Below are 21,729 nucleotides of genomic sequence, written 5' to 3' on the forward strand. Positions count from 1 at the left end.
GACAAACCATAAGTCTTCTTAACTATACTCTTCGCTAGAGTAAAAGCTTTGCTGCGGTCGTGGCGGAATTGGTAGACGCACCAGATTTAGGTTCTGGCGCCGAGAGGTGTGAGAGTTCAAGTCTCTCCGACCGCACCATTATTTAGATATCTTAATTGATATCCTGTTGGGCTATCGCCAAGCGGTAAGGCACTGGCTTTTGATGCCAGCATTCCCTGGTTCGAATCCAGGTAGCCCAGCCATTACAACGTTACTTAGACAAACCATAAGTCTTCTTAACTATATACTCTTCGCTAGGCTCTTTGCTTAGTTGAGAGGAAAGCTTTGCTGCGGTCGTGGCGGAATTGGTAGACGCACCAGATTTAGGTTCTGGCGCCGAGAGGTGTGAGAGTTCAAGTCTCTCCGACCGCACCATTATTTAGATATCTTAATTGATATCCTGTTGGGCTATCGCCAAGCGGTAAGGCACTGGCTTTTGATGCCAGCATTCCCTGGTTCGAATCCAGGTAGCCCAGCCATTACAACGTTACTTAGACAAACCATAAGTCTTCTTAACTATATACTCTTCGCTAAGCTCTTTGCTTAGTTGAGAGGAAAGCTTTGCTGCGGTCGTGGCGGAATTGGTAGACGCACCAGATTTAGGTTCTGGCGCCGAGAGGTGTGAGAGTTCAAGTCTCTCCGACCGCACCATTATTTCTCTTTAATTAGAGATAAAATAGTGAATACATAAAATTCATTATTGGCTACTTAGCTCAGTTGGTTAGAGCACATCACTCATAATGATGGGGTCGCAGGTTCGAATCCCGCAGTAGCCACCATTCTTTCTTTATGAAAGAAAAAGTACAAACAACGTTATATTGAATTACCAATGTCGATATAACTATAAAGATTTGCTGCGGTCGTGGCGGAATTGGTAGACGCACCAGATTTAGGTTCTGGCGCCGAGAGGTGTGAGAGTTCAAGTCTCTCCGACCGCACCATTATTTAGATATCTTAATTGATATCCTGTTGGGCTATCGCCAAGCGGTAAGGCACTGGCTTTTGATGCCAGCATTCCCTGGTTCGAATCCAGGTAGCCCAGCCACTATTTAAACTCTTTGTTTTTACTTAGCTTGTTTTTAAGCTAAATAGCAAACCAAGAGCACAACGTTACATCGAATCACCAATGTCGATATAACTATAAAGATTTGCTGCGGTCGTGGCGGAATTGGTAGACGCACCAGATTTAGGTTCTGGCGCCGAGAGGTGTGAGAGTTCAAGTCTCTCCGACCGCACCATCATTGAATAGAACCCAGCTTTTTAGCTGGGTTTTGTTTTATCTGGAATATGCAATTCTGCTAGCCAAGTCACCAAGTATTCTCTTCTATAACCTCACTTTTAATACGATTTTATAAGACAATGTCTGCTCCACTTTCTAATTGAGTATGACTACCTATGAAAACCCTCCCATTAACGATCGGTTGCTACACGGATACGCCAAGTAAAAGCCAAGGTGTCTATCAAACTCAGTTAGATCTAGAAACAGGAAAACTATTACCTCTAGAGCTTATTGCCAAATGTCATAACCCCTCTTTTATCACCGCGACAAAGTCTGGAATCTATACAGCATCTGAGGTTGAGCAAAAGAAACTGCCGAAACTCATTCATATACCTAATGTTGATTCACAAATCGCGTCCAATACAGGCCTAATCTCGGGAGATCACCCCTGCCACGTTGCGATAGATCCACACAATAAATTTGCTATCACTTCCCAATACTCGTCAGGTACATTTGATATCTTTAGCTTAAGTATCAATGGCAACGTCGATAAACGACTCAAAACAATCAAAATGGTTGGCTCAGGGCCGAACAAAGAGAGACAAACTAGCCCACACGCCCATCAATGTTTGTTCTTACAAAACTCACCACAGTTTGTGACTGTCGATCTCGGCACCGATCGAATCAACTTCTATTGCTTTGACGAAGAGCAAGAAGAGTTCCTTGATGAGCCAATGCAGTCTATTAAAGCGCCCGCAGGAAATGGAACTCGTCACCTAATCTTCAACAAAGCTGAAGACAAAGCCTATGTAATCTGTGAGCTCTCTGAAACGATATTGATTTTGGAAAAGTCTTTAGGTATTTGGAATATAGTGGATGAGGTTGATGCCTTACCTAATATGGAGAAGGGAGGGGCTACAGCCGCCATTAAGCTATCGCCCGATGAGCAATTCCTTTATGTGTCATGTCGACACCAATCAAGAATCAGCAGCTTCAGTGTCGACTCTGAGGCTCAAAAACTGACTTTCATTGATAGCTACGACACTGAAGGTAAATTCCCAAGAGACTTCCATATAACTGACGATGGGAAATGGCTTATCGCCGCCAACCAGCACTCCAACAACATCACCTCATTCAAGCGTAACATTGAAGATGGCTCTCTGACCTATACCGGTTACTCGTTAGATCTTGATGCACCAGTTTGTGTCACTCAGCAACAATAAGCATTACAACAAAAACAAAAAAGGAGAGCATCAGCTCTCCTTCTCTATATAAATAACCTGATCTAGCCGTTTTAAAGGCCCAAGGCGTATTTCAATACTTGAGCTTTAATCGGCCCTGAGCTTTCCGCTAATTTTAGTGCAGCATTGCGTACAAACTTTAGAGGGCCAATGTCATTACTGAAAGTTTTATAGAAGAAGTCCATTCCACTCTGCATCATTAAGTTGTCACTTCTTCTCATCACTTCATAGCGTCTTGCTACAGATTGATTCAATTCGCCTTTTTCATTGGTGACATCCAATAGTACTGAAACATCTTTAAAGCCCAAGTTGACGCCCTGCCCTGCTAAAGGGTTAATCGTATGCGCTGAATCACCGACTAAAATGCAATTATTCTTCGAGTATGATTGAGCATGACGTCGTGTCAGAGGAAAAGATCCAGAATTCAATACCTTGATATCACCTAGCTCTTTAGGAAAGTTAGCAAGTACTTCATTTCGCAATTTTTCAGGGGTCATCGATGATAATTGCTTAATGCGAGATGGGGAGTCATACCAGACCAACGATCCCTGCCCGACTTCTTGACCGTCAGAGGTTAGAGAACATAATGGCAAAAATGAACGAGGACCACTTGGTAGGAATTGCTGCCAAGTAATATCTTGTTGAGGCTGCTCGGTTTCGACATTGATAAGCATGCAGTGCTGTCGGTAATCCCAAGCGGTAATACCAATCCCAGCTTGCTGACGAACGGCTGAATTCGCGCCATCAGCACCAACCACCCACTTCGCTGATAACTCAGCTCCTGATTGAAGCTTAACGATATTGGTTTCACCAAACTCAATCTCATCCAGCTTTTCTGGGCATAACAGTTCGAGATTGTCGTAGGCATCGAATTGAGACCATAATCCTAGTTGAATGAGCCTATTCTCAACGATATAGCCTAGACGAGGCAGATCCAGTGATGCAGCATCAAATCGAGTACGACACTCAGGATGCTCCCACGTTTCTAAACGCTTGTAAGAACACACGCGCATCGCTGCGATACTTTGCCACGCACCAAGATCTTCAAGTAAATCGACCGATGCTTGAGAAATCGCAGACACACGAGTATCCATCGCTTGTGACTCATCAAAAGCTTGTGGGGCAAAACCTTCGATCACCGCAACACTCAGCCCTTGCTTTGCAAAGCCGACCGCTGTTGCTGCGCCAACCATGCCGCCACCGACTACCACAATATCGTAACTGTTCATATTTTGTACTTATCAGTTTGATTCTTTGACTGTTTTTGATTGTACTTTTTCATAACTAACTTGTAACCAAAAACCTTATTCGAAAAAAGGGTTATCCCTTATGGTATATGGCGTTAACAATAATAAAAACCACTACATAAGAGATTTGTTCAGACTACTAGTCAGTCGGTTTTGAAACCAGTACAATACGCCGCTTGCCGCTAGAGCCAGTCATAAAATTGAATACCGAATTATGACAAATAATACTGGCGGATGAATAATGGGCGATTTGCTCCCTTAAATTAAACTAACGATCGAGCGAACATATAATGAGTAAGAAACTGCTAATTAAAACTTGGGGCTGTCAGATGAATGAATACGATTCATCAAAAATGGCCGACCTGCTTAACGCTGCAAATGGCTACGAGCTAACTGAAGTACCTGAGGAAGCAGACGTACTACTATTGAATACTTGTTCTATCCGCGAAAAAGCGCAAGAAAAAGTATTCCACCAGCTTGGTCGTTGGAAAACGCTTAAAGATAAAAAAGAAGGTGTGGTGATCGGTGTGGGTGGCTGTGTAGCAACTCAGGAAGGTGATCACATTCGTCAACGAGCACCGTACGTAGACGTTATCTTTGGCCCACAAACATTACACCGTCTGCCAGAGATGATTAAGTCATCACTGTCTAACGAAAAGCCAGTAATGGATATCTCATTCCCTGAGATCGAAAAGTTCGATAACTTGCCGGAACCTAAAGCAGACGGCGCAACAGCCTACGTTTCTATCATGGAAGGTTGCTCTAAGTACTGTACTTACTGTGTTGTGCCATATACTCGTGGTGAAGAAGTTAGCCGTCCAATGGATGATGTACTCTACGAAGTTGCACAACTGGCAGAGCAAGGCGTACGCGAAGTAAACCTACTAGGCCAAAACGTAAACGCATTCCGTGGCCCTACTTACGAAGGCGACATCTGCACATTTGCAGAACTACTTCGCCTAGTTGCGTCTATCGATGGTATCGACCGTATTCGTTTCACTACAAGCCACCCGCTTGAATTTGGTGATGACATCATTGAAGTTTACAAAGATACGCCAGAGCTAGTGAGCTTCTTACACTTGCCTGTACAAAGTGGTAGTGACCGTATTCTTACGATGATGAAACGCCCGCATACGGCAATCGAGTACAAGTCTATTATCCGCAAACTGCGTAAAGCTCGTCCTGATATTCAAATCAGCTCTGACTTTATTGTTGGTTTCCCTGGTGAATCTAAGCAAGACTTCCAAGATACAATGAAGCTAATTAAAGAAGTTGATTTCGATATGAGCTTCAGCTTTGTTTTCTCTCCTCGTCCAGGTACACCTGCCGCAGATTATCCATGTGATGTGCCAGCACAAGAGAAGAAAGATCGCCTGTGGGAGCTGCAACAGACAGTAAACACACAAGCTATGCGTTTCTCTCGCCTAATGCTAGGTACAGAGCAGCGTATCCTTGTTGAAGGTCCATCAAGAAAGAATCTAATGGAACTGCGTGGCCGTACTGAAAACAGCCGTGTTGTGAACTTCGAAGGTTCTGCTGATCTTATCGGACAGTTCGTAGATGTGAAGATCACTGAGGTTTACACCAACTCACTACGTGGTGAGCTAGTTCGCACAGAAAAAGACATGGGTCTACGCGTTGTAATGACTCCAGCAGAAATGATGGAAAAAACAAAACGTGAAGACGAGCTAGGTGTAGCAACATTTACGCCATAGCCAATACAACTGTTTGAGCACAAAGCGCAAACACAAAGCTTGAAATTACCTAACTAAGTGACCATCTTAGAAATAGGGATATCACCATCCAGAAGCCCGGTCTAAATCGGGCTTCTTGCTCTTTTTTTTATTTAAGAGTGAGTGGCACAAAATGAGAGGCTAATTTGAGCAATAAAATCGTTACCTTAGAGATAAATCTAGAGCCAGCAGACAACAAGCGCTTGGCAAGTTTATGCGGACCATTCGACGACAACATCAAGCACCTTGAGCGTCGCCTTGGTGTAGAGATTAATTACCGTAGCAACTTTTTCACCATTGTCGGTAAGCCTCACACAACTGCCGCAGCTTTAGATATCATCAAACACCTCTATGTTGAAACGGCTCCAGTTAAAGGCAACATAATCGATATCGAACCAGAGCAAGTGCATCTGGCGGTCACTGAGTCTGGTATTTTGGAGCAACAGGTCGAGTCTGAAATCGACTACGGCAAAGAAGTGACCATTAAGACTAAAAAAGGCGTCATCAAACCACGCACACCAAATCAAGCTCAATACCTAATGAACATGGTCACTCATGACATCACCTTTGGTATTGGACCTGCTGGTACTGGTAAAACGTACTTAGCTGTTGCGGCTGCGGTTGATGCACTTGAACGCCAAGAGGTTCGCCGAATCCTACTGACTCGCCCTGCTGTTGAAGCCGGTGAGAAGCTTGGTTTCCTACCGGGTGATTTAAGCCAAAAAGTAGACCCATATTTGCGTCCACTTTACGATGCACTATTTGAGATGCTTGGCTTCGAGCGTGTTGAGAAACTGATTGAGCGCAACGTGATTGAAGTTGCGCCACTGGCTTACATGCGTGGTCGTACATTAAATGATGCGTTTATCATTCTTGATGAGAGCCAAAACACCACGGTAGAACAGATGAAGATGTTCTTAACTCGTATCGGTTTTAACTCACGCGCTGTGATCACAGGTGATATTACGCAAATTGATTTACCTCGTGGAGCTAAGTCAGGTCTGCGTCATGCAACTGAAGTACTCAACGAAGTGGATGACATTAGCTTTAACTTTTTCATGTCTGAAGACGTCGTTCGCCACCCTGTCGTTGCTCGTATCGTGAATGCGTACGAGAAGTGGGAAGCAAAAGACCAGAAAGAACGCAAAGAGTTTGAAAAGCGCAAACGTGAAGAGCGTGAAGCCAAACTTCTTGAAGCTCAGCAAGCCGTTACGACACAATTAGCAACACAAAATAGCTCTGTAATTACAGAACAAGGTGATAAATAGATGTCTATTGAACTAGACCTGCAAATAGCGGTCGAAAATGAGCAAGGGCTTCCAACTGAGCAAGATATTCAGCTTTGGTTGGACAAAACAATTCCTCAGTTTCAAGAGAATGCCGAGCTCACCGTTCGTATTGTTGATACAGAAGAGAGCCACCAGCTCAATCATGACTACCGTGGAAAAGATAAGCCAACTAACGTGCTGTCTTTCCCATTTGAAGTACCACCAGGAATGGAATTAGATCTACTGGGTGACCTCATTATCTGCCGCCAAGTTGTCGAAAAAGAAGCAGAAGAGCAAAATAAGCCTCTGCTAGCACACTGGGCTCATATGGTTGTACATGGCAGTCTGCATCTGCTAGGTTATGATCATATCGAAGATGATGAAGCTGAAGAGATGGAGTCACTCGAGACAGAAATCATGCAAACTATGGGGTTTGAAGACCCGTATATTCTAGAAAAGTAAATTGATTCTAGTAAAGTAGGTTGCAGAGAAACAATAACTCATCGAACCTGTGATTTTCGCAGGAATCTGAGTTGTAACGTGTGCTATCACACTTCTGATAGCGTTATTTTTTGAGAAATCATGAACGAAGGTAACCCCCCCACTTCTGAGGGAAGTAAAAAATCTGAAGGTCCGAGTAGAAAGTCCTTCTTTGAACGCCTAGGCCAACTATTTCAAGGTGAAGTAAAAGATCGCCAAGAGCTCGTAGATGTAATCCGCGACTCAGAAATTAATGACCTAATTGACCACGACACGCGCGATATGCTCGAGGGTGTTATGGAAATTTCAGAGATGCGAGTACGCGATATCATGCTGCCTCGCTCTCAAATGGTTACAGTTGAACGCACCGATGATTTAGATACATTGATTGCGCTTATTACTGATGCTCAACACTCTCGCTACCCAGTGATCAGTGAAGATAAAGACCATGTTGAAGGCATTCTATTAGCGAAGGACCTACTTAAGTATTTGGGTTCAGAAAGTGCCCCATTTGATATCGAACAAGTGATTCGCCCTGTCGTGGTTGTTCCTGAAAGTAAGCGAGTTGATCGCCTGCTCAAGGAGTTCCAAGAAGAGCGTTACCACATGTCTATCGTTGTCGATGAGTTTGGCGGTGTTTCTGGCCTGGTAACCATTGAAGATATCCTCGAAGAAATCGTTGGTGAAATTGAAGACGAGTTCGACGATGAAGAAGAGCTAGATATTCGTAAGCTGAGTAAGCATACCTATTCGGTTAAAGCTTTAACCACCATTGAAGAGTTCAACGATACGTTTAACACTTCCTTCAGTGATGATGAAGTTGATACTGTGGGTGGTATGGTAATGACAGCACTCGGTCACCTGCCTGTTCGTGGCGAAATTGTAGAAATCGGAAACTACCATTTCAAAATAACATCCGCAGATAACCGTCGTGTGATTCAGCTACAGGTAACCATCCCTGACGAGCAGCCTCTTCCGACTATCGAAGAATAACAACTTCTCTCTAAAGAGATGACAGAAATTAGATGACTAAGACCTTTATTCATCGCCTATTACGGCCGCTTGCGGCCGTTTTTGTTGGCGCTATAACAACCCTTTCATTCGCTCCATATTCAATATGGCCTCTTGCTATTATCAGCCCAGCTTTGTTGCTGTTACTGATCCACAACCGTTCTCCTAAAAGTGCGCTTTGGATTGGTTACGGATGGGGTTTAGGCCAATTCGCAACAGGTATCAGCTGGGTATACGTCAGCATCGATCATTTTGGCGGCATGCCACTGGCAGCCAACCTGTTTTTGATGGCATTGCTCATTGGCTACCTAGCGGTTTATTCAGGCCTATTTACCTGGAGCTTAAACAAGTACTTCCCTGCTAATAACCTAAGCCGCTTTTTCCTCGCGGCTCCTGCATTGTGGTTAATCAGTGATTGGCTGCGTGGCTGGGTAATGACGGGCTTTCCTTGGCTTTGGCTTGGCTACAGCCAAATCGATTCTCCACTAGGCTCGTTTGCACCGATTGGCGGTGTCGAGTTAATTACTCTGGCAGTCATTGTCTCTGCATCTGCACTCGCTTATATGGTTATCAACAAAGCATGGAGTGTTGGCATCATCCCTGCGATCGTATTCAGTGCAGGTTTTGGCATTCGAAATATCGATTGGGTGACACCGAACCCTGAAAAAACAACCTCAGTGGTATTGATTCAAGGCAACGTCGATCAAGACAGTAAATGGCTACCAAGCCACCGCTGGCCTACGATGATGAAGTACACAGATCTAAGTAGAGAAAACTGGGATGCCGATATCATCATTTGGCCTGAAGCCGCTATTCCAGCATTCGAAGTTGAGATTCCATCTTTCTTACGTAACTTAGATAGCGCAGCGAAGATGAACAACAGCTCAATCATCACTGGCGTACTCAATCAGTCTGAAGATAAGAAGTACTACAACAGCGTTCTTTCTCTAGGTGTCAATCCATACGGCGAATACAGCTACGATCCAGACGAACGCTACCATAAACATCACCTATTGCCATTTGGTGAGTTTGTGCCGTTTGAAGATATCTTGCGCCCATTGGCACCGTTCTTCAACTTGCCGATGTCATCATTTAGCCGTGGCGATTTTGTTCAACCAAACATCGTGGCAAATGGCCGTCACTTAGCGCCTGCGTTGTGTTATGAGATCGTCTTTAATGATCAAGTTAGACAAAGCGTGACTGATGAGACGGACTTTATTTTAACGCTCTCTAACGATGCGTGGTTTGGTCGTTCGATTGGTCCACTGCAACATATGGAAATCGCACAGATGCGTGCTCTGGAGCTTGGTAAGCCCGTTATTCGCTCGACCAACAATGGTGTGACGGCAGTAACCGATTACAAAGGCAACATCATCAAGCAAATACCTCAGTTTGAAACGGCCGTATTAAAAGCTGAGCTCATTTCAACTGATGGGCAAACGCCTTTTCACGCAGTTGGTACTTGGCCACTGTATATCTGGGCAATGCTCAGCTTGGTGATTGGCTGGGTAATTAGAAAGCCAAAGAGCTAGATTCGAGATTCGAGATTCGAGATTCGAAGAAAGTGATTTGAGGGTTGGCTGATTGGGTCAACCCTTTTTATTACTGCGGTGTAAAGTTGATGGTGCTATGGCTATAGTGTTTACGACTTAAGTGTTTACGGCTTAAGTGCTTTACGGCTAAACCCTGTCGCCCCACACTTGATACATGGAATGATATTGGTCGGGTGGTTGTATTCGGTTTGATGTCCACACTCATCACAGACAAGCGTCCCGAGCCCGATAACCTCATCCGCTTGATACAACCCTTGATGTTCTAAGTCTTGGAACAATTCAACCCATTCCACTTTAGTGCGATCAGTGATATCCAGCAATCCTTGCCAAATAGAGTCTGTGATCATCAAATAAAATGGACCACCTTTACTCTCTTCATAACTTTCGGAAAACTCTTTTAAGTCCGACTTCACATAGGCCGAGATCAATGAGAGCTCATCTTTGGTCATGTCATTGGCTGCTTTCGCATACTTACCTGACGTTTCGATTTTGTTGTTAAGCTCTTCAGGACTATGCTTCAGCGTTTCTATCACCTCTTCGACGACTTCTTCATAGAGTGCTTTTTTCTTCGGCATAACGACCTCCTTAAGATGACCAAGCTTTATCTTAGTGAACGGGGCCGTAGTTAAGCGACCAGTTCCTAACAAACAAATGCAATTCATACCCTTAAGTATAGCTGTCCTAAGTAATTTGGTTGAATTTACGCAATCAACCGTGCTGCAACTGCAAGTATGAAGGGTATAACTATTGTTGTACTAAGCTCCTTTAGGTATTCTATGACGATCTGTAAGATTCTGTTCTAACCGAACTCACAAATTCCAAGATAACCGGATACCATCGATGCAAGAACAATATAACCCGCAAGATATTGAACAAAAGGTTCAACAACACTGGGATGACAGCGAGACTTTCGTTGTAAGTGAAGACCCAAATAAAGAAAAATTCTACTGTCTTTCTATGTTCCCGTACCCAAGTGGTCGACTGCATATGGGTCACGTGCGTAACTACACCATCGGTGATGTGGTATCTCGTTTCCAACGTCTACAAGGCAAAAACGTAATGCAGCCAATCGGTTGGGATGCATTCGGCCTACCTGCAGAAAACGCAGCTGTAAAAAACAACACAGCGCCTGCTCCGTGGACTTACGAAAACATCGAATACATGAAAAACCAGCTTAAACTTTTAGGCTTTGGTTACGACTGGAAACGTGAATTCGCAACGTGTACGCCTGAGTACTACCGTTGGGAACAAGAGTTCTTCACTAAGCTTTACGAACAAGGCCTAGTTTACAAGAAGACATCTTCTGTTAACTGGTGTCCAAACGACCAAACTGTACTAGCGAACGAGCAAGTAGAAGACGGTTGCTGCTGGCGTTGTGACACTCCGGTAGAACAAAAGAAAATCCCACAATGGTTCATTAAGATCACTGAGTACGCTCAAGAGCTGCTAGACGATCTAGACAACCTTGAAGGTTGGCCTGAAATGGTTAAGACCATGCAGCGCAACTGGATCGGTCGCTCTGAAGGTGTTGAACTATCTTTCGCTGTTAACGGTGAAGATGCGCCGCTAGAAGTGTACACAACACGTCCAGACACACTAATGGGTGTTTCTTACGTTGGTATCGCTGCAGGTCACCCTCTTGCAGAGAAAGCATCACTGAACAACCCTGAGCTTGCAGCATTCGTTGAAGAATGTCGTAACACCAAAGTGGCTGAAGCTGAACTCGCAACGATGGAAAAGAAAGGTATGGATACTGGCCTAACAGCTATCCACCCTCTTAACGGTCGTGTTGTTCCTGTTTACGTAGCTAACTTCGTTCTTATGGATTACGGCACAGGAGCTGTAATGGCGGTTCCTGCTCACGATCAACGTGACTACGAATTCGCAACTAAGTACGGCATCGATATCATCCCAGTAATCAAACCTGAAGACGGTTCTGAGCTAGATGTGTCTGAAGCGGCTTACACTGAGAAAGGTGTACTGTTCGATTCTGGCGAATTCGATGGTCTTGCGTTCCAAGAAGCATTCGATGCAATCGCTGCGAAACTTGAAGCTGAAGGCAAAGGTAAGAAGACTGTAAACTTCCGTCTACGTGACTGGGGCGTTTCTCGTCAACGTTACTGGGGTGCTCCAATCCCAATGGTAACCACTGAAGACGGTGAAGTTCACCCAGTACCAGCAGACCAACTGCCAGTCATTCTTCCAGAAGACGTGGTAATGGATGGCGTAACTAGCCCAATCAAGGCAGATAAGTCTTGGGCTGAAACAACATTCAACGGCGAACCAGCTCTACGTGAGACTGACACGTTCGATACGTTCATGGAGTCTTCATGGTACTACGCACGTTACTGTTCACCACAAGCTGATGACATTCTAGATCCAGAGAAAGCAAACTACTGGTTGCCAGTTGACCAATACGTTGGTGGTATCGAGCACGCTTGTATGCACCTGCTTTACTCTCGTTTCTTCCACAAGCTTCTTCGCGATGCGGGTTACGTGACATCTGATGAACCGTTCAAGCAGCTTCTATGTCAAGGCATGGTTCTGGCTGACGCGTTCTATCACACGAACGAGAAAGGCACGAAAGAGTGGATTGCTCCAACTGACGTGACTATCGACCGTGACGCAAAAGGTCGCATTGAAAAAGCTGTCGACAACCAAGGCCGCGACGTTGAGCACTCAGGCATGATCAAAATGTCTAAGTCGAAGAACAACGGTATCGACCCACAAGAGATGGTAGACAAGTACGGCGCTGATACAGTACGTCTATTCATGATGTTTGCATCGCCTGCAGACATGACGCTTGAGTGGCAAGAGTCTGGCGTTGAAGGCGCAAACCGCTTCCTTAAGCGTGTTTGGAAACTGGTTCACGCTCACTCTGCTAAGGGTGCAGCTGAAGCTGTTGACGCTTCTGCGCTATCTGGTGACCAGAAAGCACTTCGTCGTGATATCCACAAGACTATCGCGAAAGTAACGGACGATATCGGCCGTCGCCAAACGTTCAACACAGCCATCGCTGCAATCATGGAACTGATGAACAAGCTAGCGAAAGCACCTCAAGAATCTGTACAAGATCGTGCAATCCTTGATGAAGCGCTAAAAGCAGTAGTTCGCATGCTTTACCCAATGACTCCACACATCTCTTACGAAATGTGGATTGCTCTTGGTGAATCAAACGTAGACTCAGCAACATGGCCAACGTTTGACGAGAAAGCGCTAGTTGAAGACGAGAAAACTATCGTTGTCATGATCAACGGTAAGCTACGTGCGAAACTAACCGTTGCTGCTGATGCAACAGAAGAGCAAGTTCGTGAGCTTGGTCTAAACGATGAGAACGCTAAGAAATTCCTAGATGGCTTAACTATCCGTAAAGTTATCTTCGTACCAGGCAAGCTTCTAAACATCGTTGCTAACTAATTTCGTTAGCACAGTACAATTGCTAAAGAATTAACGAACTTAATTCATCAAAAGCAGTCTTTAGACAGGGTGCAACATTGTCCTGTCTACTTATTTAAGTGCTTTAGACCGAGAGCCCTACGATTCGAAAGCTCTAAAGCCTTTAAATAAGTATTCTACCTTCATGAGAGCCATCAAATAATGCGCCTGATTTCACTATCTTCATTGAAAGTTACTGTTGTTGTTTTAACCGTTAGCCTACTGAGTGCCTGTGGTTTCCACCTGCGTGGTGACTATTCTGTACCAGAAGAACTCAACAAGATTTCTGTGACCAGTTACGACCAATACAGCACGTTTACACGTATGATGAAAGGTCAGCTACGTATGAATGATGTAGAAATTGTGCCACCCGCTGAGAACACACCTAACCTGCACATAATTAGTGAGGGCGTAGGTGAACGTACCCTGTCTCTTTACCAGAATACTCGCGCTGCTGAAATTGAGCTTACATTCTATGCTTCATACCGCGTAACGATACCAGACCTCGGCTCAAAAACATTCTCGACTAGCGTAACCCGTAGTTACCTAGACAACCCGTTAACTGCATTAGCAAAATCGGTTGAGCGCGACATGATCGAAGATGAAATGCGTAAGCTTGCAACAAGTCAAATCCTTCGTCAGATGGCTCGACTAAAAGCGAACATCGCAGCTGATAGCATGGATCTGGATGCGCTAGAACATGTTCAAGTGAAAGAGCTTGAGAAACAATACAACATCAAGAACGTCGAAATAGATCCAAGCTCTACGGAAACGGCAGAGCCCGTCGAATCGGCTGAACAATAGGTTTATTTGATGCGCATTTTTGCTGACCGCTTAACAGAGCAACTTGCTAAACAGCTAAGTAATGTTTACCTCATTTTCGGTAACGAGCCTCTGCTGTTACAAGAGAGTCGAGAAGCGATTCAAAAGGTTGCAAAAAAGCAAGGCTTTGATGAACGTCACCGCTTTGCTATTGATAACAGTCTCGACTGGAATCAAGTCTATGACTGTACTCAAGCATTAAGCCTGTTCTCTAGCCGTCAAATCATCGAACTTGAACTGCCAGAGTCCGGAGTTAATGCTGCGATAGCCAAAGAGTTACTGGCAATCTCAGAGCATATCCACAGCGATATTCTGTTGGTCTTGATTGGCACGAAGCTAACCAAGGCTCAAGAAAGTGCTAAATGGTTTAAAGCACTGTCTAATCAGGGTCACTGGGTCAGTTGCCTAACGCCAGATGTCAGTCGCTTACCTCAGTTTGTCCAAGCGCGCTGCCGTCAAATAGGCTTATCTCCAGACCCTGAAGCGATTCAAATGCTGGCACAGTGGCACGAGGGTAACCTATTTGCTCTCACTCAAAGCCTAGAAAAGCTTGCGCTCCAATACCCTGACGGAAAACTTACCCTAGTACGCTTAGAAGAATCACTAAGCCGCCACAACCACTTTACTCCCTTCCATTGGAGTGACGCGTTACTGGCTGGAAAAGGTAATCGTGCACAACGAATTCTAAGACAACTGGAAGCTGAAGGTGTAGAGCCAGTCATTTTACTGCGTAGCATACAACGTGAACTTGCCTTGCTATTACAAATGCAGCAACAAATGAAACAGATGCCGATCGGCCAAGGCCAAGTATTCGAAAAACACCGTATCTGGCAATCTAAAAAGCCTCTTTATAACGCTGCGCTAACAAGAGTTTCGATTTCTCAATTACATTCGTTGTTTGCGTTGCTGACTCAAGCTGAGTTGATGACAAAAACTCAATATGAACAGTCGCCTTGGCCACTAATTCATCAGTTAAGCGTAGAGTTTTGTATCCCTTCAGCTTCAATCCCATTTCACGCATAAAAGCGTGGTATATTCTAGGGTCAACAGATCCTAAAAAGCTAAATTCAGATTAAAGGAACACCCCGTGTTACGTGAAGAACTAAAAGATTTTCTTGCAGACAAAGCCGACGACATGAAAGCAGAATCGATTGTTACTATCGATGTAGAAGGCAAATCAAGTGTTACTGATTACATGATTGTTTGTACTGGCACCTCTAAGCGCCATGTTGCTTCTATCGCACAACACGTTGCCGATGAAGTGCGTAAAGTTGGTATGCAACCACTAGGCATGGACGGACAGCAAGAAGGTGAGTGGGTTGTTCTAGATATGGGAACAAGTATGCTTCATGTTATGCAAGAAGAACATCGTGAGCTGTACCAACTAGAAAAACTTTGGGGCTAAGCGTTGAAGATCCAGTTAATCGCAGTTGGTACAAAAATGCCAAAGTGGGTTGAAGAAGGCTTTAAAGAATATAAACGCCGCTTCCCTCATGATATGCCATTAGAACTCATTGAGATCACTGCGGGAAAACGTGGTAAAAATGCTGATATTGCACGTATTCTTCAAAAAGAAGGCGAAGCAATGTTGGCAGCAGTGCCAAAAGGCAACCGCATTGTCACGCTTGATATCCCAGGTAAAAAGTGGGATACCCCACAACTGGCAGAACAATTGGAAAGTTGGAAGTTGGATGGACGCGACGTTTCTATCCTTATTGGCGGGCCTGAAGGATTAGCACCTGCGTGTAAAGCGGCTGCAGACCAAAGCTGGTCTCTATCGGCGCTTACTCTCCCTCACCCATTAGTACGCGTTATCATGGCTGAAAGCTTGTATAGAGCTTGGAGCATCACTGCTAACCACCCTTATCATCGAGAATAAGCGTTAATGTTACGTAAACGTAGCCAAATCCGTGATTACAAAGCAGAAGCACGACTATTTACTAGTCGTGCTTTTGTTGCGTTTGCGGGGATCATAGTCATGATGTCGATGTTGGTTGTTAACCTATACAACATTCAGGTCAACCAATATCAGGACTATAAAACCCGCTCTAACGACAACCGTATCAAGGTCGTTCCCATCGCGCCTAACCGTGGTTTGATTTACGATCGCAACGGTGTACTTCTTGCCGAAAACCGCCCCGTTTTCAACCTAGAAATTACGCCCGAAAAAATCAAAGATATGGATGACACGCTCGCCCGTCTACAAACGTTAATCGAGATTCCACCTGAACGTATCGAGCGTTTTAATCGTGATCGACGCAATTCACGACGCTTCAAGTCAGTGCCTATTCTGAATCAGCTCACCGAAGAGCAAGTTGCAGTATTCTCTGTAAACCAGCATAAATTTCCGGGTGTTGAGGTAACAGGCACATTAAAACGTTTTTATCCGTATGGTGATGTACTGACTCACGTTATTGGCTATGTATCACGTATCAACGATCGCGATATACAGCGCTTAGTACGCGAAGAGAAAGACGCCAATTATCAAGCCACTCGCGACATCGGTAAACTTGGTATTGAGCGCTACTACGAAGACATGCTTCACGGTACCGCTGGCTATCAAGAAGTCGAAGTGAACAGCCGAGGACGAGTAATCCGCACTCTAAAATTTGTCCCTTCGGTTCCGGGCAAAGATATCGTACTTAACTTAGATATCAATCTTCAACTATATGTGCACAAACTGCTCGATGGACGCCGTGGCTCTGCCGTCGTTCTCGATCCGAAAGACAATGGCGTGTTAGCGATGGTGTCTAGCCCAAGCTACGACCCGAATGCATTTGTGCATGGTATCTCCTCTAAAGGTTATAACGCCCTACTACAAAATAAAGATCGACCTTTGGTTAACCGTGCCACATTGGGCATTTATCCACCAGCTTCAACGATCAAACCGTTTATTGCCGTTGCTGCTCTACAAGAAGGTGTGATTACACCGAATACAACGCGTAATGATCCAGGCTATTGGAAAATACCTAACTCTAAAACCAAGCCGTTTCGCGACTGGTTACGTTGGGGACACGGTGTTGTTGATATAGAGAAAGCGATTGAAGAATCAGTTGATACCTTCTTCTACCAAATCTCCTTTGATCTAGGTATCGACCGTTTATCTCAATGGATGATGCTATTCGGCTTTGGTGACTATACAGGCATTGATATTTACGAAGAAAGTAAAGCCAACATGCCAACTCGCGAATGGAAAATGGCAAGACACCGTGTGCCTTGGTACCAAGGTGACACCATCCCTGTTGGTATCGGACAAGGCTATTGGACGGCAACACCGATGCAAATCGCAAAAGCCACGTCTGTATTGGTCAACGAAGGTGAAGTAACAGCGCCTCACCTATTACGTGCGACGATCGATAATGGTCAGCCATTCGATGACCAAACGGTATCAGAGATCGAAACTTATCCTCCAATCACTGGTGTTAAGCAGAAATACTGGGATATCGCGCAAGAAGGCATGAGACTGGTAAACCACGGAAAGAAAGGTACAGCAAGACGTTCATTCCAAAAGATGTCTTACCAAACCGCTGGTAAATCAGGAACTGCGCAAGTATTCGGTCTCAAAGAAGACGAAGAATACAACGCGGACGAAATCGCAGAGCATTTACGCGATCATGCACTCTTTACTGGTTATGCTCCTTTTGAAGATCCAGAAGCTGTTGTGACTATCGTATTAGAAAACGCAGGTGGTGGCTCATCAAATGGCGGCCCTGTCGTTAGAAAAATATTAGACCATATTATTCTCGCTGAAGAAGATGAAAGTAAGGCAACAAAATAATGAAACTTGATCCTTCTACTGGACGAAATAGAGCCTTGTTTGAAAGGCTCCATATCGATCTCCCATTACTGCTAGGTATTCTGGTGTTGATGGGCTTTGCCTTATTGATCATGTACAGCGCCAGCGGACAAAGCCTTGCGATGATGGATCGCCAAGCAATGCGTATGATGCTGTCTTTAGGTGTCATGATCTTCTTAGCGCAACTTTCGCCTCGTACCTATGAAACCTTGGCCCCGCTGTTATTTGCAGGCGGTGTCATCTTACTCTTGGGCGTGTTGTTCTTTGGTGAGGCATCTAAGGGTGCCCAACGTTGGTTAAATTTCGGTTTTGTTCGATTCCAACCCTCTGAACTATTAAAGCTTGCGGTACCTTTGATGCTGGCTCGATTTATCGGTAAGCGATCACTGCCGCCAACCTTTCAAACATTAGCGATCTCGCTAGTGATGGTGTTTGTACCTACCATTTTAATCGCTAAGCAACCCGACTTGGGTACATCCATTCTTATCGCCGCATCCGGTATCTTCGTAATATTCTTGGCTGGTATAAGTTGGAAAATCATTGCCAGTGCCGCCATAGCGTTAGGGGCATTTATCCCAATATTATGGTTCTTCTTGATGCGTGAATATCAAAAAGTACGAGTAAGAACCCTTTTTGATCCTGAATCAGATCCATTAGGTGCGGGCTACCACATCATTCAAAGTAAGATTGCGATAGGTTCTGGTGGTGTATCAGGAAAAGGTTGGCTACAAGGTACTCAATCTCAATTAGAATTTATTCCAGAGCGCCACACTGACTTCATTTTTGCGGTAATTGCCGAAGAATGGGGCATGATTGGTATTTTGTTCTTGCTTGCTATCTACCTATTCATTATTGGACGGGGTTTAGTGCTCGCGAGCCAAGCTCAAACGGCATTTGGTCGAATGATGGGTGGCAGTATTGTACTGAGCTTCTTCGTTTATATCTTTGTAAACATTGGCATGGTAAGCGGTATTCTACCCGTGGTTGGTGTTCCTCTACCTCTCGTAAGCTATGGCGGTACTTCAATGGTTACCCTTATGGCTGGTTTTGGCATTTTAATGTCGATCCATACACACAGAAAAGCATTCTCAAAGGCGACCTAATCGATGTCTATTGCAATACTTCAAAGAAAAGCATCTTTGGTTGATGAGCTGCCAATCAAAAAAATAGCCTCTATCCTAGGCTTAGCGATTTTAATCAACGGCTGTTCTTCACAAAAGCCAGCCGGCCGCTACGATATTGATTCAGATATTGCACCAGATGCACCTATCTCAGTAGAGCATCTCGAGGATGCTCACCCTCAGTATGAACCTTATAGTTTAGGTGGTAACACGGATTACACTTTGCGTGGCGAAGACTACAAGATCATAAAAAGAACCGAAGGGTTTACCGAGAAAGGCAAAGCCTCTTGGTACGGTAAGAAATTCCATGGTCACTTAACGTCTAACGGCGAGATCTACGACATGTATTCGATGTCTGCGGCGCACAAAACATTGCCAATTCCAAGCTATGTAAAAGTGACGAATACCGACAATAACAAAACGACAATTGTTCGTATCAATGACCGCGGCCCATTCCATGAAGGCCGAATCATTGACCTTAGTTATGCGGCAGCTTACAAGCTCGATGTGTTGAGAACCGGCACAGCAAATGTTGAGATTGAAGTCATTACTGTGGCTATGCCAACCGACGCAAATAAAAAGGCTGCTTTACCGCAATTTATTATTCAAGTCGCGACATCTCCGCATGAAGATAGAACAGAGAAGTTAGCGAAAGATCTAGGCGAAAAGCTAGAAGTAGCAACGTTCTTGCAGCCAAATGATGACAACTACCGTCTGATGATTGGGCCATTTCATGACTATGCTCTGACTCAAGAGAAATTAGAACAAGTTAAGCTAATGGGTTACCCGTCAGCTTATATAAAAAAACACACACTAACCCGCTAATTAATCTAACAGTTACTTCTGGTAATCAGCGCTCTGGTGTGACAGAGTGATTCTGTTAATATATGAATAGTTCACCAAATAATTGCATTCAAAATGATTAAATCTAATAAACTTGTTAAATCGATTTTTGCTACTTCTGTTGCTCTTTCTGCAACGATAGCTACATCGTCATTCGCCGCTCCAATTGTAGTCCCTGATGCACCGCAAATCGCCGCTAAAGGTTTTGTTCTGATGGATTACCATTCAGGCAAAGTACTAGCAGAGAAAGAGATGAATACTCAACTTTCTCCAGCAAGTTTAACCAAGATGATGACGAGCTACGTGATCGGCCAAGAGCTAGAACGTGGCAACATCAATCTAAACGACGATGTTGTAATCAGTGAAAATGCTTGGGCTAAAAACTTCCCAGATTCATCGAAAATGTTCATTGAAGTGGGCACAACGGTTAAAGTGGAAGAACTGAACCGTGGCATCATCATTCAATCAGGCAACGATGCTACTGTTGCAATGGCTGAGCATATTGCTGGTTCTGAAGATGCATTCGTTGACCTAATGAACGCATGGGCAAGCTCTATCGGCATGAAAGACACGCACTTTGCTAACGTGCACGGTCTAGACAACCCAAATCTATACTCAACACCTTATGATATGGCGCTACTTGGTCAGGCGCTGATTCGCGATGTTCCTGATGAGTACCGTATCTACTCAGAGAAAAAATTCACTTACAACGGCATCACCCAGTACAACCGTAACGGTCTGTTATGGGATAAGAGCATGAACGTTGATGGCATCAAAACGGGCCATACAAGCAAGGCAGGTTATAGCCTAGTAAGCTCAGCAACCGAAGGCAAAATGCGCCTAGTTGCTGTTGTGATGGGCACCAAGAATGCTAACGCTCGTAAAACAGAAAGCAAAAAGCTGCTTAGCTATGGCTTCCGTTTCTTCGAAACAGTGGCGCCACACACAGCCGGTGAAACCTTCGTAGAAGAGAAGATCTGGATGGGTAGCAAAGATACAGTTGCACTAGGTGTCGACGAAGATACTTTCGTTACCCTACCTCGTGGCCAAGCGAAGAACCTAAAGGCAAGCTTCGTTCTTGAAAAAGAACTGGAAGCACCAATTAGCAAAGGTGATGTTGTCGGTAAACTATTCTACCAAGTTGATGGTGAAGACGTTGCTGAATACCCACTACTTGCACTTGAAGATGTAGACCAAGGCAGCTTATTTAGCCGTCTATGGGACTACCTAGTATTGCTGTTTAAGGGTTTATTCTAAACCAGTCAAAGCTTTGCTCTAAGCAATACACAAGCTCAGTGCAAAGCTAACTCAATGAGTAAGTTCATTATTTACTCATTGACGAACTAAAAGCCGCCATGTGCGGCTTTTGTTGATCTTGAGTTCAGCGATATTTACACGTAATATTCCGCCCTATTACTCGTGTCTGTTGACCGAACACGCTTTTTATCGACATTTCGCCAATTTGCGAGAGTCTAGCCTTTTGGAGCTATTCATGAACATCAATTCTGATGCAAAACTAAAAGATCTCTTAGAGTTCCCTTGTTCATTCACTTACAAAGTAATGGGCTATGCTAAGCCAGAACTTACTGAGCTAGTGCTAGAAGTGATCCAGCGTCATGCTCCTGGTGACTACAGCCCAACGCTAAAACCGAGTGCGAAAGGTAACTACCACTCTGTTTCTATCAATATTACAGCGACTTCAATTGAGCAAGTAGAAACGCTATATAAAGAACTGGGCGAGATCGAAATCGTTCGTATGGTTCTGTAATCTCCGATTACACATGAAAAACAGCGGCTTATTGCCGCTGTTTTTGTTTGAAGCACCCTATCTAGGTCAAATTCATTCAACTTAATTTTCAATAAATACAAAGAAAGTTGAAAAACCTTGCAGTCCGTCTGTAGTTAGAAACCTGTTTCGCGT

18 protein-coding genes and 9 tRNA genes are annotated in these 21,729 nt (G+C 44.4%); 25 read left to right on the top strand and 2 right to left on the bottom strand.

Annotated elements, in window-relative coordinates; translation table 11 throughout:
- Positions 1-53 precede the first annotated feature (53 nt).
- The 10 genes from AACU28_RS20910 to AACU28_RS20955 all read left to right on the top strand — a co-directional run bounded on the left by AACU28_RS20910 (position 54) and on the right by AACU28_RS20955 (position 2,481).
- Positions 54-138: transfer RNA gene (locus AACU28_RS20910), tRNA-Leu, on the top strand.
- 29 nt (positions 139-167) lie between these two features.
- Positions 168-242: transfer RNA gene (locus AACU28_RS20915), tRNA-Gln, on the top strand.
- Positions 243-329: 87 nt separating this feature from the next.
- A tRNA-Leu gene (locus AACU28_RS20920) sits at positions 330-414 on the top strand.
- A gap of 29 nt (positions 415-443) precedes the next feature.
- Positions 444-518: transfer RNA gene (locus AACU28_RS20925), tRNA-Gln, on the top strand.
- A gap of 87 nt (positions 519-605) precedes the next feature.
- Positions 606-690, top strand: a tRNA-Leu gene (locus AACU28_RS20930).
- A 51-nt stretch (positions 691-741) separates the two neighbouring features.
- Positions 742-818, top strand: a tRNA-Met gene (locus tag AACU28_RS20935).
- A 77-nt stretch (positions 819-895) separates the two neighbouring features.
- Positions 896-980, top strand: a tRNA-Leu gene (locus AACU28_RS20940).
- A 29-nt stretch (positions 981-1,009) separates the two neighbouring features.
- Positions 1,010-1,084: transfer RNA gene (locus tag AACU28_RS20945), tRNA-Gln, on the top strand.
- Positions 1,085-1,192: 108 nt separating this feature from the next.
- A tRNA-Leu gene (locus AACU28_RS20950) sits at positions 1,193-1,277 on the top strand.
- 157 nt (positions 1,278-1,434) lie between these two features.
- A complete protein-coding gene (locus AACU28_RS20955; RefSeq protein ID WP_102487424.1) occupies positions 1,435-2,481 on the top strand; it encodes a lactonase family protein in 1,047 nt (348 codons plus the stop codon).
- A gap of 71 nt (positions 2,482-2,552) precedes the next feature.
- Here AACU28_RS20955 and AACU28_RS20960 read toward each other — a convergent pair whose 3' ends face one another.
- Entirely contained in the window at positions 2,553-3,728 is a 1,176-nt protein-coding gene (locus tag AACU28_RS20960; RefSeq protein ID WP_102487423.1) for a 2-octaprenyl-3-methyl-6-methoxy-1,4-benzoquinol hydroxylase, read from the bottom strand.
- Between the two features lie 308 nt (positions 3,729-4,036).
- Here AACU28_RS20960 and miaB point away from each other — a divergent pair, with 308 nt between their 5' ends.
- The 5 genes from miaB (at position 4,037) to lnt (ending at position 9,770) form a co-directional block, all read left to right on the top strand.
- On the top strand, positions 4,037-5,461 hold the full coding sequence (miaB, locus tag AACU28_RS20965) for a tRNA (N6-isopentenyl adenosine(37)-C2)-methylthiotransferase MiaB (protein WP_004735256.1): 1,425 nt from the start codon (positions 4,037-4,039) through the stop codon (positions 5,459-5,461).
- A gap of 164 nt (positions 5,462-5,625) precedes the next feature.
- Positions 5,626-6,747, top strand: a complete 1,122-nt coding sequence (locus tag AACU28_RS20970) for a PhoH family protein (protein ID WP_004735255.1) — start codon at positions 5,626-5,628, stop codon at positions 6,745-6,747.
- Positions 6,748-7,209, top strand: coding sequence for an rRNA maturation RNase YbeY (ybeY, locus tag AACU28_RS20975; protein WP_004735254.1), 462 nt, complete (start codon positions 6,748-6,750; stop codon positions 7,207-7,209). It abuts the gene before it with no gap.
- Positions 7,210-7,329: 120 nt separating this feature from the next.
- Positions 7,330-8,220, top strand: coding sequence for a CNNM family magnesium/cobalt transport protein CorC (corC, locus tag AACU28_RS20980; RefSeq protein WP_004735253.1), 891 nt, complete (start codon positions 7,330-7,332; stop codon positions 8,218-8,220).
- Positions 8,221-8,252: 32 nt separating this feature from the next.
- On the top strand, positions 8,253-9,770 hold the full coding sequence (gene lnt / locus AACU28_RS20985) for an apolipoprotein N-acyltransferase (RefSeq protein WP_102566090.1): 1,518 nt from the start codon (positions 8,253-8,255) through the stop codon (positions 9,768-9,770).
- 125 nt (positions 9,771-9,895) lie between these two features.
- Here lnt and AACU28_RS20990 read toward each other — a convergent pair whose 3' ends face one another.
- Positions 9,896-10,366 (bottom strand): zinc ribbon-containing protein, encoded by a 471-nt coding sequence (locus tag AACU28_RS20990; RefSeq protein WP_004735251.1) that lies wholly within the window; start codon positions 10,364-10,366, stop codon positions 9,896-9,898.
- A gap of 265 nt (positions 10,367-10,631) precedes the next feature.
- On the opposite strand from AACU28_RS20990, the gene leuS reads away from it, so the two are divergent.
- The 10 genes from leuS (at position 10,632) to ybeD (ending at position 21,576) form a co-directional block, all read left to right on the top strand.
- The gene (leuS, locus tag AACU28_RS20995; RefSeq protein WP_121603536.1) at positions 10,632-13,208 is read left to right on the top strand and encodes a leucine--tRNA ligase; all 2,577 of its coding nucleotides are present in this window, start codon (positions 10,632-10,634) and stop codon (positions 13,206-13,208) included.
- Between the two features lie 180 nt (positions 13,209-13,388).
- A complete protein-coding gene (locus AACU28_RS21000) occupies positions 13,389-14,030 on the top strand; it encodes an LPS-assembly lipoprotein LptE (RefSeq protein ID WP_061024084.1) in 642 nt (213 codons plus the stop codon).
- A gap of 9 nt (positions 14,031-14,039) precedes the next feature.
- On the top strand, positions 14,040-15,071 hold the full coding sequence (gene holA, locus AACU28_RS21005) for a DNA polymerase III subunit delta (RefSeq protein WP_121603537.1): 1,032 nt from the start codon (positions 14,040-14,042) through the stop codon (positions 15,069-15,071).
- A 64-nt stretch (positions 15,072-15,135) separates the two neighbouring features.
- Positions 15,136-15,453 carry a ribosome silencing factor gene (gene rsfS, locus AACU28_RS21010; protein WP_017080327.1) on the top strand — a complete coding sequence of 106 codons (318 nt, stop codon included), beginning with the start codon at positions 15,136-15,138 and terminating at the stop codon, positions 15,451-15,453.
- Between the two features lie 3 nt (positions 15,454-15,456).
- Positions 15,457-15,927, top strand: a complete 471-nt coding sequence (gene rlmH / locus AACU28_RS21015; protein WP_004735246.1) for a 23S rRNA (pseudouridine(1915)-N(3))-methyltransferase RlmH — start codon at positions 15,457-15,459, stop codon at positions 15,925-15,927.
- A gap of 6 nt (positions 15,928-15,933) precedes the next feature.
- Positions 15,934-17,826, top strand: a complete 1,893-nt coding sequence (gene mrdA / locus AACU28_RS21020) for a penicillin-binding protein 2 (RefSeq protein ID WP_121603538.1) — start codon at positions 15,934-15,936, stop codon at positions 17,824-17,826.
- On the top strand, positions 17,826-18,947 hold the full coding sequence (gene rodA, locus AACU28_RS21025) for a rod shape-determining protein RodA (protein WP_121603539.1): 1,122 nt from the start codon (positions 17,826-17,828) through the stop codon (positions 18,945-18,947). Before mrdA ends, rodA begins: the two co-directional genes overlap by 1 nt.
- A 3-nt stretch (positions 18,948-18,950) precedes the next feature.
- Positions 18,951-19,790, top strand: a complete 840-nt coding sequence (locus AACU28_RS21030) for a septal ring lytic transglycosylase RlpA family protein (protein ID WP_121603540.1) — start codon at positions 18,951-18,953, stop codon at positions 19,788-19,790.
- 93 nt (positions 19,791-19,883) lie between these two features.
- Positions 19,884-21,065 (top strand): serine hydrolase, encoded by a 1,182-nt coding sequence (locus AACU28_RS21035; protein WP_017079939.1) that lies wholly within the window; start codon positions 19,884-19,886, stop codon positions 21,063-21,065.
- Between the two features lie 235 nt (positions 21,066-21,300).
- The gene (gene ybeD, locus AACU28_RS21040; RefSeq protein ID WP_017079938.1) at positions 21,301-21,576 is read left to right on the top strand and encodes a DUF493 family protein YbeD; all 276 of its coding nucleotides are present in this window, start codon (positions 21,301-21,303) and stop codon (positions 21,574-21,576) included.
- Positions 21,577-21,729: the final 153 nt, after the last annotated feature.

This window comes from Vibrio sp. SBT000027 (assembly GCF_963894355.1).
Classification (GTDB): Bacteria; Pseudomonadota; Gammaproteobacteria; order Enterobacterales; family Vibrionaceae; genus Vibrio; species Vibrio splendidus.

Excerpts from the sequence above, each read along its gene's own strand:
- AACU28_RS20955 (WP_102487424.1), top strand. The coding sequence starts at position 1,435 with ATGAAAACCCTCCCATTAACGATCGGTTGCTACACGGATACGCCAAGT.
- AACU28_RS20960 (WP_102487423.1), bottom strand. The coding sequence starts at position 3,728 with ATGAACAGTTACGATATTGTGGTAGTCGGTGGCGGCATGGTTGGCGCA.
- miaB (WP_004735256.1), top strand. The coding sequence starts at position 4,037 with ATGAGTAAGAAACTGCTAATTAAAACTTGGGGCTGTCAGATGAATGAA.
- ybeY (WP_004735254.1), top strand. The coding sequence starts at position 6,748 with ATGTCTATTGAACTAGACCTGCAAATAGCGGTCGAAAATGAGCAAGGG.
- corC (WP_004735253.1), top strand. The coding sequence starts at position 7,330 with ATGAACGAAGGTAACCCCCCCACTTCTGAGGGAAGTAAAAAATCTGAA.
- lnt (WP_102566090.1), top strand. The coding sequence starts at position 8,253 with ATGACTAAGACCTTTATTCATCGCCTATTACGGCCGCTTGCGGCCGTT.
- AACU28_RS20990 (WP_004735251.1), bottom strand. The coding sequence starts at position 10,366 with ATGCCGAAGAAAAAAGCACTCTATGAAGAAGTCGTCGAAGAGGTGATA.
- leuS (WP_121603536.1), top strand. The coding sequence starts at position 10,632 with ATGCAAGAACAATATAACCCGCAAGATATTGAACAAAAGGTTCAACAA.
- AACU28_RS21000 (WP_061024084.1), top strand. The coding sequence starts at position 13,389 with ATGCGCCTGATTTCACTATCTTCATTGAAAGTTACTGTTGTTGTTTTA.
- holA (WP_121603537.1), top strand. The coding sequence starts at position 14,040 with ATGCGCATTTTTGCTGACCGCTTAACAGAGCAACTTGCTAAACAGCTA.
- mrdA (WP_121603538.1), top strand. The coding sequence starts at position 15,934 with ATGTTACGTAAACGTAGCCAAATCCGTGATTACAAAGCAGAAGCACGA.
- rodA (WP_121603539.1), top strand. The coding sequence starts at position 17,826 with ATGAAACTTGATCCTTCTACTGGACGAAATAGAGCCTTGTTTGAAAGG.
- AACU28_RS21030 (WP_121603540.1), top strand. The coding sequence starts at position 18,951 with ATGTCTATTGCAATACTTCAAAGAAAAGCATCTTTGGTTGATGAGCTG.
- AACU28_RS21035 (WP_017079939.1), top strand. The coding sequence starts at position 19,884 with ATGATTAAATCTAATAAACTTGTTAAATCGATTTTTGCTACTTCTGTT.
- ybeD (WP_017079938.1), top strand. The coding sequence starts at position 21,301 with ATGAACATCAATTCTGATGCAAAACTAAAAGATCTCTTAGAGTTCCCT.